Origin of the sequence: Geothrix sp. (assembly GCF_049292215.1) — a bacterium.
In the GTDB taxonomy this organism is placed as follows: Bacteria; Acidobacteriota; Holophagae; order Holophagales; family Holophagaceae; genus Geothrix.
The window spans coordinates 1-14908 of record NZ_JBATQW010000031.1; the positions used below are offsets into that span (position 1 = coordinate 1).

17 protein-coding genes are annotated in these 14908 nt (G+C 69.0%); 5 read left to right on the forward strand and 12 right to left on the reverse strand.

All coding sequences use genetic code 11. The features are described from left to right. The coding region (locus WAS25_RS06030; protein WP_422310617.1) for an ArnT family glycosyltransferase at positions 1-1177 on the reverse strand (1177 nt) is incomplete at its 3' end. Between the two features lie 53 nt (positions 1178-1230). On the opposite strand from WAS25_RS06030, the gene WAS25_RS06035 reads away from it, so the two are divergent. Then, positions 1231-1506 (forward strand): hypothetical protein, encoded by a 276-nt coding sequence (locus WAS25_RS06035; protein ID WP_422310618.1) that lies wholly within the window; start codon positions 1231-1233, stop codon positions 1504-1506. 7 nt (positions 1507-1513) lie between these two features. On the opposite strand, the gene WAS25_RS06040 is transcribed toward WAS25_RS06035, so the two are convergent. From WAS25_RS06040 to WAS25_RS06075, 8 genes are all read right to left on the reverse strand, one after another. Continuing rightward, complete coding sequence (locus WAS25_RS06040) at positions 1514-3178, reverse strand: glycosyltransferase family 39 protein (RefSeq protein WP_422310619.1); 1665 nt, start codon at positions 3176-3178, stop codon at positions 1514-1516. Between the two features lie 22 nt (positions 3179-3200). After that, positions 3201-4253 carry a bifunctional UDP-4-keto-pentose/UDP-xylose synthase gene (locus WAS25_RS06045; RefSeq protein ID WP_422310620.1) on the reverse strand — a complete coding sequence of 351 codons (1053 nt, stop codon included), beginning with the start codon at positions 4251-4253 and terminating at the stop codon, positions 3201-3203. 61 nt (positions 4254-4314) lie between these two features. Next, positions 4315-5217: a CorA family divalent cation transporter gene (locus WAS25_RS06050; protein ID WP_422310621.1), complete on the reverse strand. Its 903-nt coding sequence runs from the start codon at positions 5215-5217 to the stop codon at positions 4315-4317. Further along, positions 5217-6281, reverse strand: a complete 1065-nt coding sequence (locus WAS25_RS06055; protein WP_422310622.1) for a zinc-binding dehydrogenase — start codon at positions 6279-6281, stop codon at positions 5217-5219. Before WAS25_RS06055 ends, WAS25_RS06050 begins: the two co-directional genes overlap by 1 nt. A gap of 13 nt (positions 6282-6294) precedes the next feature. Then, positions 6295-7293 (reverse strand): NAD(P)H-dependent glycerol-3-phosphate dehydrogenase, encoded by a 999-nt coding sequence (locus tag WAS25_RS06060; RefSeq protein WP_422310623.1) that lies wholly within the window; start codon positions 7291-7293, stop codon positions 6295-6297. Then, the gene (plsY, locus tag WAS25_RS06065) at positions 7286-7903 is read right to left on the reverse strand and encodes a glycerol-3-phosphate 1-O-acyltransferase PlsY (RefSeq protein WP_422310624.1); all 618 of its coding nucleotides are present in this window, start codon (positions 7901-7903) and stop codon (positions 7286-7288) included. The genes WAS25_RS06060 and plsY overlap by 8 nt, the downstream gene beginning before the upstream one ends. A gap of 21 nt (positions 7904-7924) precedes the next feature. Then, positions 7925-9151, reverse strand: a complete 1227-nt coding sequence (locus tag WAS25_RS06070; protein WP_422310625.1) for a CinA family nicotinamide mononucleotide deamidase-related protein — start codon at positions 9149-9151, stop codon at positions 7925-7927. 42 nt (positions 9152-9193) lie between these two features. After that, positions 9194-9358, reverse strand: a complete 165-nt coding sequence (locus tag WAS25_RS06075; RefSeq protein WP_422310626.1) for a hypothetical protein — start codon at positions 9356-9358, stop codon at positions 9194-9196. A gap of 48 nt (positions 9359-9406) precedes the next feature. On the opposite strand from WAS25_RS06075, the gene WAS25_RS06080 reads away from it, so the two are divergent. After that, positions 9407-9703, forward strand: a complete 297-nt coding sequence (locus WAS25_RS06080; RefSeq protein ID WP_422310627.1) for a hypothetical protein — start codon at positions 9407-9409, stop codon at positions 9701-9703. Here WAS25_RS06080 and WAS25_RS06085 read toward each other — a convergent pair. Continuing rightward, positions 9682-10209, reverse strand: a complete 528-nt coding sequence (locus WAS25_RS06085; RefSeq protein ID WP_422310628.1) for a DinB family protein — start codon at positions 10207-10209, stop codon at positions 9682-9684. The two genes, WAS25_RS06080 and WAS25_RS06085, sit on opposite strands and share 22 nt — an antisense overlap. 9 nt (positions 10210-10218) lie before the next feature. Next, positions 10219-11640: a pyruvate kinase gene (gene pyk, locus WAS25_RS06090; RefSeq protein WP_422310629.1), complete on the reverse strand. Its 1422-nt coding sequence runs from the start codon at positions 11638-11640 to the stop codon at positions 10219-10221. A 159-nt stretch (positions 11641-11799) separates the two neighbouring features. Here pyk and WAS25_RS06095 point away from each other — a divergent pair, with 159 nt between their 5' ends. The 3 genes from WAS25_RS06095 to WAS25_RS06105 all read left to right on the forward strand — a co-directional run bounded on the left by WAS25_RS06095 (position 11800) and on the right by WAS25_RS06105 (position 14121). Beyond that, positions 11800-12006 carry a helix-turn-helix domain-containing protein gene (locus tag WAS25_RS06095; protein ID WP_422310630.1) on the forward strand — a complete coding sequence of 69 codons (207 nt, stop codon included), beginning with the start codon at positions 11800-11802 and terminating at the stop codon, positions 12004-12006. A gap of 97 nt (positions 12007-12103) precedes the next feature. Further along, a complete protein-coding gene (gap, locus tag WAS25_RS06100) occupies positions 12104-13114 on the forward strand; it encodes a type I glyceraldehyde-3-phosphate dehydrogenase (protein WP_422310631.1) in 1011 nt (336 codons plus the stop codon). Next, on the forward strand, positions 13111-14121 hold the full coding sequence (locus WAS25_RS06105; protein WP_422310632.1) for a type I glyceraldehyde-3-phosphate dehydrogenase: 1011 nt from the start codon (positions 13111-13113) through the stop codon (positions 14119-14121). Before gap ends, WAS25_RS06105 begins: the two co-directional genes overlap by 4 nt. Here the strand turns inward: WAS25_RS06105 and WAS25_RS06110 are convergent. Beyond that, positions 14118-14908, reverse strand: a 791-nt coding sequence (locus WAS25_RS06110) for an NAD(P)/FAD-dependent oxidoreductase (protein WP_422310633.1), incomplete at its 5' end; no start/stop codon positions are given. The two genes, WAS25_RS06105 and WAS25_RS06110, sit on opposite strands and share 4 nt — an antisense overlap.

The following is a 14908-nucleotide window of genomic DNA, read 5'->3' on the forward strand; positions in this document are numbered from 1 at the left end:
GGGCCAGGGCGCTCAGGACCACGGCGGGCAATGCGAGCCCCGCAGCGAGCAGCCCGCCCAGGCGCCGGGCCCGGGCAGGGTCCGCCGCACGCACCAGGTCAGCAAGCAGAAGGGCCAGGAAGGGATAGCCCATGAGCAGGTACTTGCCCTGCTTGCTCTGCACCAGGCTCAGGAAGAGGAAGGGCACGACGAAGGCCAGCAGCAGGAAGCGCTTCGCCGGATCCGCGAGCCTCCGCTGCCGGCGCAGGTGCAGGGCCAGCGCCGGCAGCCACAGCACCCAGGGGAAGAAGTCGCCCAGGATGTATTCGCCGTACTTCCACCATGGGTGGATGTGGTCCCAGGCCTTGGTGGCCCGCTCGAAGTTCTGGAAGATGATTAGTTCGTAGGCGTAGTGCGCCCCGCCCTTCAGGCCGGCCGCGAGATACCAGGGCGAGACCAGCAGGAGGGTGATGGCCAGGCCGGCCACGATGCCCGCCCGGCGCAGGACCGCGACGTCCCGCTGCCAGGCCAGGAAGGCGGCCAGCACGAGCACAGACAGCACCGGCGCCAGCGGCCCTTTCGCCAGGAACGCCAGGGCCAGCCAGAAGTAGGCCTTGAGGAACCAGCGGCGGGATTCGTCGGGCCGACTTGGCTCGCCCCGCAGCAGCAGGTACCCCCCCAGCCAGCAGAGCCAGCTCCAGGCCAGGAGGGCAGAGAACAGCAGGTCGATCTGGATGAACTGGCTCTGCCAGAACCAGAGGGGAGAGGTGGCGAGGATGAGGGCTGCGGGTTCGGCCAGGCCCGGCTCCAGGAAGCGAACGGCCCAGCGGCGGAAGGCCGACAGGAAGGCCACGGCGGCGAGCACCGAGGGCAGGCGCAGGGCCCAGGCCGCCACGCCCTGCGTGAACCCGAGGCCGCCGGTGAGCGCGTCCAGCAGCACCGAGGAAGCCTTCATCACCCAGTAGTAGAGGATCGGCTTCTCGCTGTAGGGGACGCCGTTGAGGTAGGGCAGGATCCAGTCGCCCCGCAGGCGCATCTCTTTCACGCACTGCGCGAAGTCCGGTTCGTCCGGGGCCCAGAGGTCACGCATGGGGAGCACCGCCAGGAGCAGGAGCGCGAAGAGCAACTCTGGCGCATGGGTGCGCAGCCACTGGGCGAGGCGGGAGACTGAAGGCGACTCGGGCGAAGGTGCATCCATCCTTCCATCTTCCCCTGGAAGCCTCCCTCCCGCCCAGGGAGTAGAATGGGGCCATGACACCCACCCTCCTCGCCGCCCTGCTCCTGACCTTTCCCCTCACCGCCGATGGCGTGAAGGAGGACATCAAGCAGGCGGGCAAGGAGGTCGGCCAGGGTTTCAAGAAGGGTGGAAAGGCCGTAGGGCAGGCTGCCAAGGAAGGCGGCAAGGCTGTCGGACACGCCGCGAAGGAAGGTGGGAAGGCCGTGGGCAAGGGCGCCAAGACTGCCGCCAAGGGCGTGGCCAAGGGTGCGAAGGAAGCCGCCCATGGCGTGAAGGAGGCAGTGAAGTAGCCGCTCCCTAACGTCGGCGGGCAACCACCGCCGCCGGATTCCGGGCCACTTCCTCCCACCGCGCCTTCTCCTCGGCGCTCAGCCGCTTCCAGTTGGCGGCCTTGGCCAGCACGAGGACCGGCTTCGAGGGCTCCTCCGCCTTCAGGCGGTCGGCCATGGCGCCCAGCGAGGCAGGATCTTCGTTGAACCAGCGGCCCGGATCTGGGAGCCGGTCCCGGCCATAGGCCAGCTCCCCTGTTCCCGCCACCACCACCACCCGGGTGCGGGCGTAGAAGGGGAGGCCCTGGAAGTAGGTCCCGTAGCTGATCCACCGGGCCTCGCCGGGAACGCTGCGCACCAGGTCCGCCACGGACTTGCCTGGCCCCGCCGCCGCCTGGGCGGCCAGCACCAGCAGCCAGAGGGCCGCCCCTAGGGCCGCCATGAGGCGAGTTCCGGTCAATCCCCGGGGCCGCAGCGCCCAGGCCCCGAGCCCTGCGAAACCCGCGCCCAGGGCCAGCACCCAGCCGAGGCCGCCCAGGTCCTTGCGGAAGAGGGCCGCCGCCAGGAGGAAGATGCCCCCGAGCAGGATTAGCTCCCAGCCCATGCGGCGCAGAGCTGGCCGCTCCTCGCCCTCGCGCTCGAAGGTGCAGGCCAGGGCCGCCAGTGGCACGATCACCGGCAGGATGTAGGGGGGCAGCTTGGAACCCGACACGCTGAAGAAGACCAGGGGCCAGAGGAAGGCCAGGACCGTGATGCCGACGACCCAGCGGGCCAGGTGGTCCTGTCCCTGGGGGCCTCGGCCCGTGAGGAAGGTCCAGCTGCGCCTCAGGCCCACGACTGTCGCCGACAGCCAGGGCAGCAGCCCCACGGCGAGGATCCCGAGGAAGTAGAGCTTGTCCAGCAGCCAGTTGTTGGAGCCCTGCCGCGCGTGCTCGTGGGTGAGGAAGCGCCGGAAGTGTTCGTGGATGAAGAAGAAGTCCGCGTGGCCGGGGTTGGCCTTGTTCACGGCCCAGAACCAGGGCACCACCAGGGCCAGGTAGAGCAGCCAGCCCAGGGGATCGAGGGCGGTGCGCAGGACGGCGCGGCGCAGCGCCGCGTCCTTCCAGGCGAAGGCCAGGGAGAAGACCAGGATGCCGCCGGTGAGGATCACTTCCGCCAGCCCCTTGGTGAGCATGGCGCCCGCCAGCAAGACGAAGGTCACCAGGGTCCAGCCATGGGCCGACCGCCCTTCCCTGCGCAGGGCCACGGCTTCCACGAAGGCCGCGATGGCGGCCACCAGGAAGGCACTGAACAGGGCATCCAGGGTGAGAATCTGGCCCACCAGGAAGGCCAGCAGGCCCGTGGCGGCCATGAAGGGGGCCCAAAGGGGGTTCCGCGCACCCAGGCGCCTCGCCAACCGCCATGCGGCCCAGATCATGAGGCCCGAAGCCAGGGCCAGGGGCAGGCGCGCCGCAGCGCCGTTCAACCCGAAGAGCTTCATCCCGATGGCGGAGAGCCAGTACTGCAGGGGCGGCTTTTCGAAGTAGAGGACGCCGTTCAGGTGCGGGGTCAGCCAGTCCCCGGTCGCCAGCATCTCCCGGGGGATCTCGGCGTACCGACCTTCGTCGGGTTCCCACAGGGGGCGCACCAACAACGGGAGCAGGCCCAGGGCCAGCCACAGGAGGATCAGGGTCCAGCGCTCGCGGCGGGTCATGGGCTCGGCCTCCCGGAGGGCGCTAGTTCTCGGTCTCGATGACCTTTTCCTGCGCCTTGTGCTCTTCCACGAAGAAGTCGATGGTCTTCTTCAGCGAGTCCGTCATGGATACCTTGGGCGCGAAGCCGAAGGTGCTCTGCATGCGCTTGATGCTGGGCGTGCGGCGCGCCACGTCCTGGTAGCCCTTGCCGTAGAACTCGCCGCTGCCGGTCTCGACCATGCGGCCTTCGGGAATGCCGCGCTCAATGCGGAACGGGTGGTTCTTCCAGATGGCAATCATCATCTCGGCGATCTCGCGCACGCTGTAGTCGTTCTCGGGGTTGCCAATGTTGAAGATCTGGCCGTCGGCCTTGCCGCCCTCGTTGCGCAGCACGGCCATGAGGCCGTCCATGGCGTCGGCCACGTCGATGAAGCAGCGCCGGGCCGTGCCACCGTCCACCAGCTGCAGGGGTTCCCCGTTGAAGAGGTTCCAGCTGAACTGCGTCACCAGGCGGCTGCTGCCCTCCTTGGCGGTGTTGAGGCTGTCGAGCTTGGGGCCCATCCAATTGAAGGGGCGGAACAGCGTGAAGCGTAGGCCCTGCTGGAAGCCATAGGCCCAGATCACGCGGTCGAGCAGCTGCTTGCTGGTGCTGTAGATCCAGCGGTTCATGGGGATGGGGCCCGTGACGAGGGGCGACTCGTGCTCGTCGAACTCGGCGTCGGGGCACATGCCGTAGACCTCGGAGGTGCTGGGGAAGATGACCCGCTTCTTGTACTTCACGCACTGGCGGACCACACGGAGGTTCTCCTCGAAGTCCAGTTCGAACACGCGGAGGGGGTCGGTCACGTAGATCTTCGGCGTGGCGATGGCCACCAGGGGCAGCACCACGTCGCACTTCTTGATGTGGTATTCGATCCACTCCTTGGAGATGGTCACGTCCCCCTCCACGAAGTGGAAGCGGGGGTTGGCCAGGTGGTCCGCCACCTTGTGGGCGCCCAGGTCCAGGCCATAGACCTCCCAGTCTGTATCCGCCATGATGCGGTCCACCAGGTGGGAACCGATGAAGCCATTGACACCTAGGATGAGGACCTTCACGGGAGACTCCTTGCGCAAACGAACCAGTGTACCTGCTCTTTTATGACCTGGCGCCTGGAGATTAGCGGAGCCACCCCTTCCGGCGGAACCAGACCCAGATGGCCAGGGCAGTCAGGACCATGCCTCCGATCACCAGGGGGTAGCCCAGCCGGTGCTCCAACTCGGGCATCCGCTTGAAGTTCATGCCGTAGACGCCCGCGATGAAGGTAAGGGGTAAGAAGAAGGCGCTGAAGACCGTGAGCACCCGCATGACCTCGTTGGTGCGCTGGCTGGCCACATTGATCTCCATGTTCATGAGATGGGTGGCGCTCTCCAGCAGCTCGTCGGCCCACGTGTGGAGGCGATCTGCCTCCTCCACCACGTCGGCGAGCAGGCCCTGGTCGTCGGGCACTTGCTCCTTCAGGGCGCCCAGGGCCGCCATGGAGCGCCAGAGGGTCCGCTTGATGACCGCGCAGCGGCGCTTGAGGCCGTAGACCTGCTTGATCCCCAGGTGCGGAGTCTGCCGGCGGAACAGGGCCGTCTCGATCCGATCGAGCCGCTCCTCGCATTCCTTCAGGGGCTCGTCGAAGGACTTCACGGCCCCGGCGCATAGGGCCAGCACCACCTGCTCGGAGCGGAGGGCCAGCCCTGAGGCCATCCCCTTTTCCACCTCCAGGAAGAAGGGCTGCTCCCGGCGACGCACGGTGATGAGCACACCCTCCATCGTCAAAAGGACGAGCCGCCGGGTCATGGCCTGGATGGTGTCCCCCCGCTTGGCCACCTCATCGTAGGCCCTGAGGATCAGCAGCCGCTGGCCCGGCAGCCGCTCGAATTTGGGCAGGTGGGGCTGGTTGAGGAAGTCCCGCACCACGGCCGGATGGAGGCCGTAGCGGTCGGCCACCTCGGCCATCTCGGCCTCGGTGGGATCCACCAGATCCACCCAGGTGAAGGTGGAGCCCTCCGGAAGCGCCAGGTTCCTCAGCATCAGGTAATCCGGCAGACGACCTTGCCGAACCCGGTCCCCGCCTCCAGGTGGCGCTGGGCCTCCGGATACTCGGCGAGGTCGAAGACGCGGTCGAGGACGGGACGGAAGGGCGGGTTCGTCGAGTGCTTCTGGAGCAGGGACAGCAGGGTCCAGAGGTGCTCCCGGCGGCCCATGTAGGAACCCCGGATCTGGATCTGCTTGGCGAAGAGGGCCCGCAGGTCGAAGGAGGTCTCCCGACCCGTGGTGGCGCCGCAGGTGACGATGCGGCCGCCCCGGGCGCAGACGGCGAGACTGGTGGTCCAGGTGGCGGCCCCGGTGTGCTCGAAGACCACGTCCACACCCCGCTTGCCCGTCAACCCGCGCACCTTGCCGGCCAGAGCCTTGAGGTCGCCGCGGACCAGCACGTGTTCGGCACCGAGGTCCCAGCACAGCATGGCCTTGGCCTCACTGCCCACGACGGCGATGGCGCTGCCGCCCAGGGCCTTGACCAACTGGATGGCCGCGCTGCCCACGCCACTGCCGCCGCCCCAGACCAGCACGGTCTCCCCGGGGCGCAGATGGCACTTGTGGACGAGCATCTCCCAGGCCGTGAGGAAGACCAGCGGAAAGGCCGCAGCCTGCTCGAAGCTCCAGTTGCCGGGGATGGGCAGCAGGTTCCCAGCGGGCACCAGCACGTGGGTGGCCGCCGTGCCATCGCACACGTGGCCCAGGATCCCGTAGGTCGGGCAGAGCATGTCGTCGCCGCGCAGGCAGGCCGGGCACACGCCGCAGCTGAGGCCCGGCGCGATCATGGCGCTGCCGGCCAGCTCCACTCCAGGCGGCAGGACCGTGCCTTCACCGACCGCTTCCACCACGCCCGCACCATCGCAGCCCGGCGTGAGCGGCAGGGGCAGCGGGAAGCCGGGAATGCCCTCGGTGGTCCAGAGGTCCAGGCGGTTGAGGGCCATGGCCTTCAACTCCAGCCTCACCCAGCCCGGCTTCGGCTCCGCGGGCACAAAGGCCTCCCTTACCGGGGATCCGGCCGGGCCGTGCTCAAGGATGCGGAAACGGAAAGCTTCGGCCATGGCAGCCTCCGGGTTATTCCGACTTCAGGGATCGCGTCATCAGCCGCCGCACGGCCTCTTCCGGCCGCTCGCCGTCCAGGAGCCGCAGTACCTCGGCGGCGATGGGCAGCTCGAGGCCGTGCTCCCGGCCCAGGTCCAGAGCCGCTTCGCAGGTGAACATGCCCTCGATGACCTGGCCGCCCAGGGCATTCCGGGCCGCCTCCACGCTCTGCCCCTTCCCCACCTTTTCGCCAAAGGTGCGGTTGCGGCTCTGGGGACCCGTGGCCGTGAGCAGCAGGTCGCCCATGCCGGCGAGGCCCATCACGGTGGCGGGCTGGCCGCCCAGCACCTCCACCAGCCGGGACATCTCGGCCAGGCCCCGGGTGATGAGGGCGGCCCGGGCGTTGTATCCCAGCCCCAGCCCATCCACCAGGCCCGCCGCGATGGCGAGCACATTCTTCAGGGCGCCGCAGAGCTCGGTGCCCAGCACGTCCCGACTCAGGTAGATCCGCAGCTTCTCCGAGGCCAGCTGGGCCTGCAGGGCCTTGGCCCGCTCCTCCGTCACGCTGGTCGGCAGAGCCAGCACGATGGCCGTGGGCACGCCCATGGACACCTCGTCGGCAAAGGAGGGGCCGGAGAGGGCGCCCACCGGCACCTCAAAGACGCCCGCGAGGGCCTGGGACAGGGTCTGGTGGGTGCTCTGCAGGATGCCCTTGCTCACGTGGACCACCAGCTCGGGACGCTGCGGCGTGCGAGGCAGCAGGCCCCGCCAGGCCTCGGGGGTCACCTGGGTGGGCATGGCCGAGATCCACAGGGGCGCCTCGAAGGCATCCGCAGGGTCATCAGAGGTCTGCAGGCCTGCGGGGAACTCGACATCTTTGAGGCGTTGGTGGCGCCGCGTGGCGGCCATCTGGGCCATCTCTTCCTCGAATGGCCCCCAAAGCGCCACCCGCGCGCCCTTCCGGGCCCAGGTCATGGCCAGAGCGGTGCCCCAGGCGCCGGAGCCGAAGACGCCGATGTCAGCCTTAGCCATGGGCCTGCTCCTTTTTGGCGCCCCAGAGGGGGGACTCGGTACCCCTTAGGAGGCGCCGGATGTTCTCGTGGTGCTTGGCGACCACGATCAGCACGATGTCCGCCCAGAGCAGCAGGACCACGGGCGTGGCCCCCTTCCAGATCAGGACGGCCAGGAGCGTCAGGGCGGCCATGACGCTGCCCAGGCTCACGTAGCGGAAGACCAGCAGCAGCAGGATGAACACGCCCAGGGCGGGCAGGATCATGGCCGCGCGGAAGGCCAGGGCCACACCGAGCGCCGTGGCCACACCCTTGCCGCCCTGGAACTTCAGCCAGGGGGTGAAGACGTGCCCCAGCACCGCGCAGAGGGCCAGCAGCGACAAGACGGATTCCCCCATCCCCAGCTGCTTCCCGAGGTACACCGGCAGGAAGCCCTTCAAGATGTCCAGCAGCAGGGTGACGATGCCCAGGGCCTTGCCGCCCACGCGGCTGACATTGGTGGCGCCAATGTTGCCGCTGCCGTGGGCCCGCACATCGCCCTTCCCCGCCAGCTTCACCAGGAGGAGGCCGAAGGGGATGCTTCCGCACAGGAAGGCGCCGAGGCACCACAGGACCAGGGAAGACAGGGACATGGGAGGCATGGAGCCAGTGTATCAGCCGTTCCGCAGGGACCGCCGGAGCAGGTCCAGGGCCTGGGCGGTGCTGCGCAGCTGGATCTCCGCCCGGTCCCCCGCCATCTTCGGCGCGCGGACCTGCGTGCCGTGCGGACCGGCCAGGGCAATGAAGACCGACCCGACCGGAGCCTCACCTTCGGCGCCAGGTCCCGCATTGCCGCAGATGGCCAGGGCCCAGGTGGAACCCAGGCGCTGCCGCACCGCCTCGGCCATGGCCACCACGCAGGCCTCGGAGACCGTGCCCACCTGGGCGAGCCAGGCCGGATCCAGGCCCAGGAGGGCGGCCTTCGCCGCCACGGTGTAGGCCGTCGCGCCCCCCAGGAAGGCCGCGCTGGCCCCGGGGACGGCCGTCAAGCGCGAAGCCAGCAGGCCCCCGCTCATGCTCTCGGCCACCGCGAGGGTCTCGCCCCGAACCTTGAGTTGATCCAAAATGGCGTCCTCCAGGTTCCCGTCGCCCACGCTGGCCAGGTCCTGGCCCAGCACCGGCTCGAAATCGAGGCGGGCCGCTTCAAGCGCTCGGGGCTCGGGTCCCCGGGCCAGCAGTTCCACCTGGGTGAGGTTGGCGAGGATGGTCCAGTCGAGGTGGCTGTGGCGTTCGCGGACTTCCCGCGTGCGCTCGTCCAGGTTGCTCTCGGGCACGCCGCACACGACCATGCGCAGGGTGTGCACCGGCCGGTCAGCCAGGGGCTTGAGGCGAGGCTCGACCCGCTCCTCCCACATCGTCTTCATCTCCCGGGGCACCCCCGGCAGCATGACGATCCGGGCGCCGGGGTGGCCCGGGGGGTCCTGCCACCACACGCCGGGGGCGGTGCCCACCTGGTTGCGCAGCGGCTCGGCGCCGACGGGGATGAGGGCCTGCTTGAAGTTCACCTGGGGTGGCACCCGGTTGCGGGCGGCGTAGAAGGCCAGCATGTCGGCACGGCTGGCGGCGTCTTCCACCAGCTCCACACCGAGAAGCTCAGCGAACAGTTCCTTGGTGAAGTCGTCGAAGGTGGGGCCGAGTCCCCCGGTGGTGATGATCAGATCCGAGCGCTTCAGGGCCTCGCGAAACAGTTCGGCCAGGTCCTCCCGGTTGTCTCCGACGGCGGTCTTGCGGTGGAAGGCCAGACCCAGGCCGGCCAGCCGTTCCCCCAGCCAGACCGAGTTGGTGTCCACCCGCCGCGTGGTGAGCAGCTCCGTGCCGATGGCGATGCATTCAATGCGCATGGATGGAATGGAACCATGGACGCGGCGGAAGCGCCAACCGGATCAGCCCTCCAGCCACCGCCGCGTCGCCCATCGCCCGGCCCAGAGGCCGAAGCCCGTGCCCACCATGCTCAGGACCACGCCGGTGGTGAAGCCCACCAGGGCGCCGAGATACCAGCCCGCCAGGCTGCCCACCGTGGCGCCCACGAGTCCCATGAGCTTTTCCATGACCTGCCTCCGGGGCTATAGGATGAGGGTATTGCCCGAGGTGTTCCCATGATCGTGCCCGACCTCGATGACCTGGTGCTGGATTCCGACGAGGAGTCGGGCATCCAGGAGCTTGGGCGGCGGTTCCTGGCCCGCGGGCCCTGGACCACGGTGGCCTTCCTGGTGAAGACGAAGACCGACCCGGAGGGCGAGTGGGAGGGCCCCTTCCTCTGGCTGCACCGCTACCAGCAGGTGGCGCAGGGCTGGAAGCTAGTGAGCCGCTTCCGCACCACGGAATCGACCCAACTGGACAAGTTGATGGGAGCCTTCGAGGACTGGAAGGACTACCTCAAGCCCGGCAGGTAGCGCTCCCGGATCACGGCCAGGTGGTGAGCCGCGTGGCCGTGGATGATGTAGGGAATGCAGCGTGTCGTGATCTGCTTGCCGCTGGTGGTGCCCTTGAAATCCCAGGCCGCCTCCGGCAGGCTCCGGCAGAGGGTGAGGGTGGCCTCCCGAGCGGCGCGGAAGTCCGCAAGGAGATCAGCGACACTGCGCTCATCGGCCTTGGCCGCGGCGGCATAGTCGTCCTCCTCGAAGCCCGGCAGGGGCGTGGCGTCCCCCCGGCCCAGGCGCAGGATGCGGTAGGCGAAGATGCGCTCCGCATCGCTGAGGTGCTGGAGCAGGTCCTTGAGGCTCCACTTTCCCTGCGCATATCGGTAGTCGCCCTGGGCCTCCGAAAGGGCCCCGAACAGCACCGCCACATCGGCTGCCTGGACCTGGAGCACCGCCAGCAGGTCACCCTCTGGCGTGGCGCCAAGGTAGTGGGCGTAGGCCTCGCCGTACTCGGCTGGCTGAGGTCGCTGAAGCCCCATGGGTACCTCCTAGAAGGTCATCACCTTCATGGTGTTGGTGGTGCCGGATTTCCACAGGGGCAGCCCCATGGTCATCACCACGCGATCGAAGGCGCCCACGCCGTGCTTGGCGATGAGCAACTCGCGGACCGCCTCCACCATCTCGTCCGTGCTGGCCACGCGGGGGATGATGAGGGCGGTGACGCCCCGCAGGATGCCCATGCGGCGGGCGGTTAGCTCATCGACCGTGGCGCCCAGGACCGGCGTCCGCCCCGCCAGGCGGCTCACCATGCGGGCCGTGCCGCCGCCCTCGGTGAAGGCCACGATCCAGCGGGCGTTGATCTCCTCGGCCGTGCGGCAGGCGGCGAAGGCCACGGAGATGTCCGTGCGGGCCAGCACCTTCTCGGCCAGGTCCTCGGGCAGGGTGGTCGCGCGCTGCTTCACGTTGGCGTCGGCCTCGGCGGCGATGCGTGCCAGCCACTGCACAGCCTCCACGGGGTGGGCGCCCGAGGCGCTTTCGGCGCTCAGCATCACGGCGTCCGTGCCGTCCCAGATGGCATTGGCCACGTCGCTGGCCTCGGCCCGGGTGGGCTGGGCGTGCTCGATCATGCTCTCCAGCATCTGGGTGGCGGTGATGACCGGCTTCAGCGCCTTGCGGGCGGCCTTGATGATCTGCTTCTGCAGGCCGGGAACGCGCTCGACCCCCAGTTCCACCCCCAGGTCGCCCCGGGCCACCATGACGCCCCAGCTGACATCGAGGATCTCGCCCAGGTGCGCGAGGGCCGTCGGGTGTTCGATCTTGGCGATGATGGGCTGGGTCCCGCCCAGGTGATGGATGATGGCCTGCAGCTGCTGCACGTCCGAGGCCCGGCGCACGAAGCTCTGGGCGAAGAGGTCCACCTGGTGTTCCACGCCCCACTTGATGTCGACGTGATCCTTCTCGGTGAGCGGATCCATGTTGATGTCCATGCCGATGGGATGGACGCCCTTTCGCGCCTTGAGGGGACCGCCGATGACCACCTCGGCCTTCAGGAGATCCGTGCTCTTGGCAAGGATCTTCACGGTGATGGCGCCGTCATCCAGCAGCCAGTGCTGGCCGGGTTCCGCGCCTTCGAAGAGCTCGGGGTGAGGCAGGGGCGCGGCCCAGGCGAAGCCCGTGGGAACGGGCGTACCTGGGGTGTAGAACACACCCTCGCTGCCCTCGGCGAGATCGAGGGGCGTCTCCAGAAGGCCGACGCGCCACTTGGGTCCCTGCAGGTCGAGGAACACCGGGATCGAGCGGCCCAGCTCCAGGGCGATGGCGCGGACCTTCTCCAGGGCCTCGGACCGCGATTCGGGGTCCCCGTGGCTGGCATTCAGCCGGACCGCATCCGCCTCCTTCAGGGCTTCCCGCAACCGGTCGCCCTTCATGAGGGCAGGCCCCAAGGTCATCACGAGTTTGGTCTTGCGCACATCATCCCCCGTCGCATGCACAGGCATTCCACACACTTTTCCACATGCTGGGCCTGCGTTACAAAGTTATCACAGGCCCTTTCCCTTGCGTCATCCCGGTGATACCTTCGTTCTCCCGATACGGTTGTTGGAGAAGACGGAATGCGAGACAAGCTGCGAATGCTCGTAGCCGAAATGGTGCGTGGCGGCATTCCCCTGGAATTGGCCCGGCGGGAGTTCGAGCGGGTGTACCTGGAGGAGGTGTTGGCGGCCCATGAGGGCAACCACAGCGCCGCCGCCCGCGAGCTGGGCATCCACCGGAACACCCTCGCCAAGAAGCTCGAGGCCCCTACCAGCCGGCTACGCCGCGTGAGCCTCGCCAGCTGATTTCCGGTTGTCCATGTGTCAAAGCCCGGTCCCGAACCGGGCTTTTCTTTCGACAGGCCGGAGCGGGACCGCTACAACAAAGGATTCCGGAGGGTTCGTGAAGCAGGTGGCCATCAATGGCATGGGGCGCATCGGGCGCCTCACCCTGCGCCAGCTGGTGAAAGATCCAGGCGTGCAGGTGGTGGCCGTCAACGACCTCACGGACGCCGCAACCCTGGCCCACCTGCTGAAGTACGACACGGTGCATGGCCGGGCTGGATGTCCCGTCGATTCGGAGGATGGTCACCTCCTGCTGGCTGGCCAGCGCATCCGCGTGCTCGCCGAGCCGGATCCCCGGAGGGTGCCCTTCGGCTCCCTCGGCGCCGGGCTGGTCCTTGAATGCACCGGGAGGTTCACCCAGCGGGAATTGGCCGCACAGCACCTGCGGGACGGGGTCGGCCATGTGCTCATCAGCGACGCCTCGCCGGACGCGGATCGCACCGTGGTCCTCGGCGTGAACGAAGGCACCCTGGACCTGGACCGGGATCGGGTCATCTCCGGCGCCAGCTGCACGGCGACCTGCCTGGCGCCCATGGTCAAGGTCCTGGACGATGCCTTCGGGCTCGACTACGGGTTCATGACCACTGTCCACAGCTACACCAACGACCAGCGCATCCTGGACCTGCCCCACGATGACCTGCGTCGGGCCCGGGCTGCGGCCCTGAACATGATCCCCACCAGCACCGGCGCCGCCCGGAGCCTCGGGCTTCTCCTGCCCCACCTCGAAGGACGCCTCGACGGGCTCGCCGTGCGGGTGCCCACGCCCGACGTGAGCATCGTCGACCTCACGGCCACCCTGCGCAGCGAGGCCACCCCTGCCACCGTCGACTCGGCGTTCCGGGCGGCAGCTGAGGCGGGTCCGCTGTCGCCCTACCTCGAGGTGCTGGACGCCGAGCTCGTCAGCGCGGATCTGGTGGGGAGCACCGCCAGCTGCCTCTACGATCCCTTCCTCACCAAGGTGCTGGGGCCACGTCTCGTCAAGGTCTTCGGGTGGTACGACAACGAGTGGGGCTACGCGGCCCGCCTGAAGGACCTCTGCCTCCTCGTGCTGGCGGAGAGCGGCCGATGAGGCGCATCGCGCTCAACGGCCTGGGCCGCATCGGCCGGCTCACGGTGCGCCATTTCGGTGCCTCCCGGCCCGAGCTGCTCGGCGCGGTGAACGACCCCGCGCCCCTGGACCAGGTCATCCAACTGCTCCGCTTCGACTCCGTCCACGGCCCCAGTGCCTTGCCCATCGATGGCTGCACAGACCGGGGCCAGGATTTTCTCCTGCTGGGCGAGTGCCGCGTGCCGCTCTTCCACGCCCGGGACCCCGAGCTGATCCCCTTTCCGGCGGAGACGCGGCTGGTGGTGGAGGCCAGCGGACGCTTCGCCCGGCGGGCCGATGCCGCGCGGCACCTGAAGGCCGGGGTTTCCCACGTGATCATCAGCGCCCCCAGCCCCGACGCGGACTTCACCGTCATCGCCCCGGTGAACGGCGCCGAGCTGGATCCGGCGAGACACCGGGTCATCTCCAATGCCAGCTGCACGGCCCACGCCACGGCGCCCATGCTCCGAATCCTCGATGAAGTCTTCGGGATCGAGCATGCGGGCATGAGCACCGTCCACGTGGTCACCAACGACCAGCGCCTGCTGGACCTGCCCCACAAGGACCGGCGGCGTGGCCGGGCGGCCTTTCAGAGCATCATCCCCACCACCTCCAGCGCCTTCGGGGCCCTGCACCGGGCCATGCCCGATCTGCCCCAGGGCTTTGACGGCGTGGCCCTGCGCGTGCCCACCCTCAGCGTAAACCTCGTAGACCTGGTGGCCACGCTGCGGCGGGATGCCGATGTTCTGGGTCTGCGGGCCGCCTTCGCGGACGCAGCCGCCGGACCCTGGCGCGGGATCGTGGCCCTCGCCGAGCCCCACACCGTTAGCGGCGACATCACCGGGCGCCCCGAGAGCGTGATCATGGACCTGGACCTGACCATGGCCCTGGGGCCGCGCTTCGTGAAGGTCTTCGGGTGGCACGACAACGAGACCGCCTATGCCGCGCGCCTCTGCGAGCTCGTCGAGGATCTGGCCGGAAGAATCTAGATCGATCCCGCCGCGTAGCCGGTACTGAAGGCGGCCTGCAGGTTGTAGCCGCCCACGGGGCCGTCCAAGTCCAGCAGCTCGCCGCAGACGCGCAGGTTTTCCCAGCCCCGCAGGGCCATGGTCCTGGGATCCACGGCGGCGAGGGCCACGCCGCCGGCGGCCACCTCACCCCGGGCCAGGGGCACGGTCTGGGGCTCACCCAGGGGCAGCGCCGTGACCAGGGCCACCAGGACCCTCCGACCGGCCTTCGGCAGGTCCTTGAGCATGAGGGTCCGCTCCAGCCCCACCTCCTGCAGCAGAGGCTCGACCAGCCGCTCGGGCAGGTGCCGCTGGAGCCAGGTGGCGGCCAGGAGCCTGGGGTTTGTCCGCTGCTCTTCCAGCAGGGCGGCATCCACCGCCTCGGCCGGCTCCAGGAGGGAGGCATAGGCCAGCCAGGCGGCGCCTTCGCGACGCGCCTGCTCCGCCGCCTGGCTCAGCTCAAGGGTGGCAGGGCCACTGACGCCCGCCTTGGTGAAGATCAGGTCCCCCCTGAATGCCGAGAGCCGGCGGCCCCCAGCGCCAGCGGTCAGGCGGAGCTCGCCATCGCGCAGGGAGACCCCTTCCCAGGCCGGACGGGGGCGCTGCAGCGGGATCGGCGCCAGGGCCGGAAACCAGGGCCGCACGGACACGCCCAGCCCCCTGAGCCAGCCCAGTACTTCGCCACGGGTTCCCGTTTCCGGGTAGCTGGCACCCCCCGTGGCGAGGATGAACACCTCGCCGCTGAGCGGAACTCCATCCAGCACCAGGC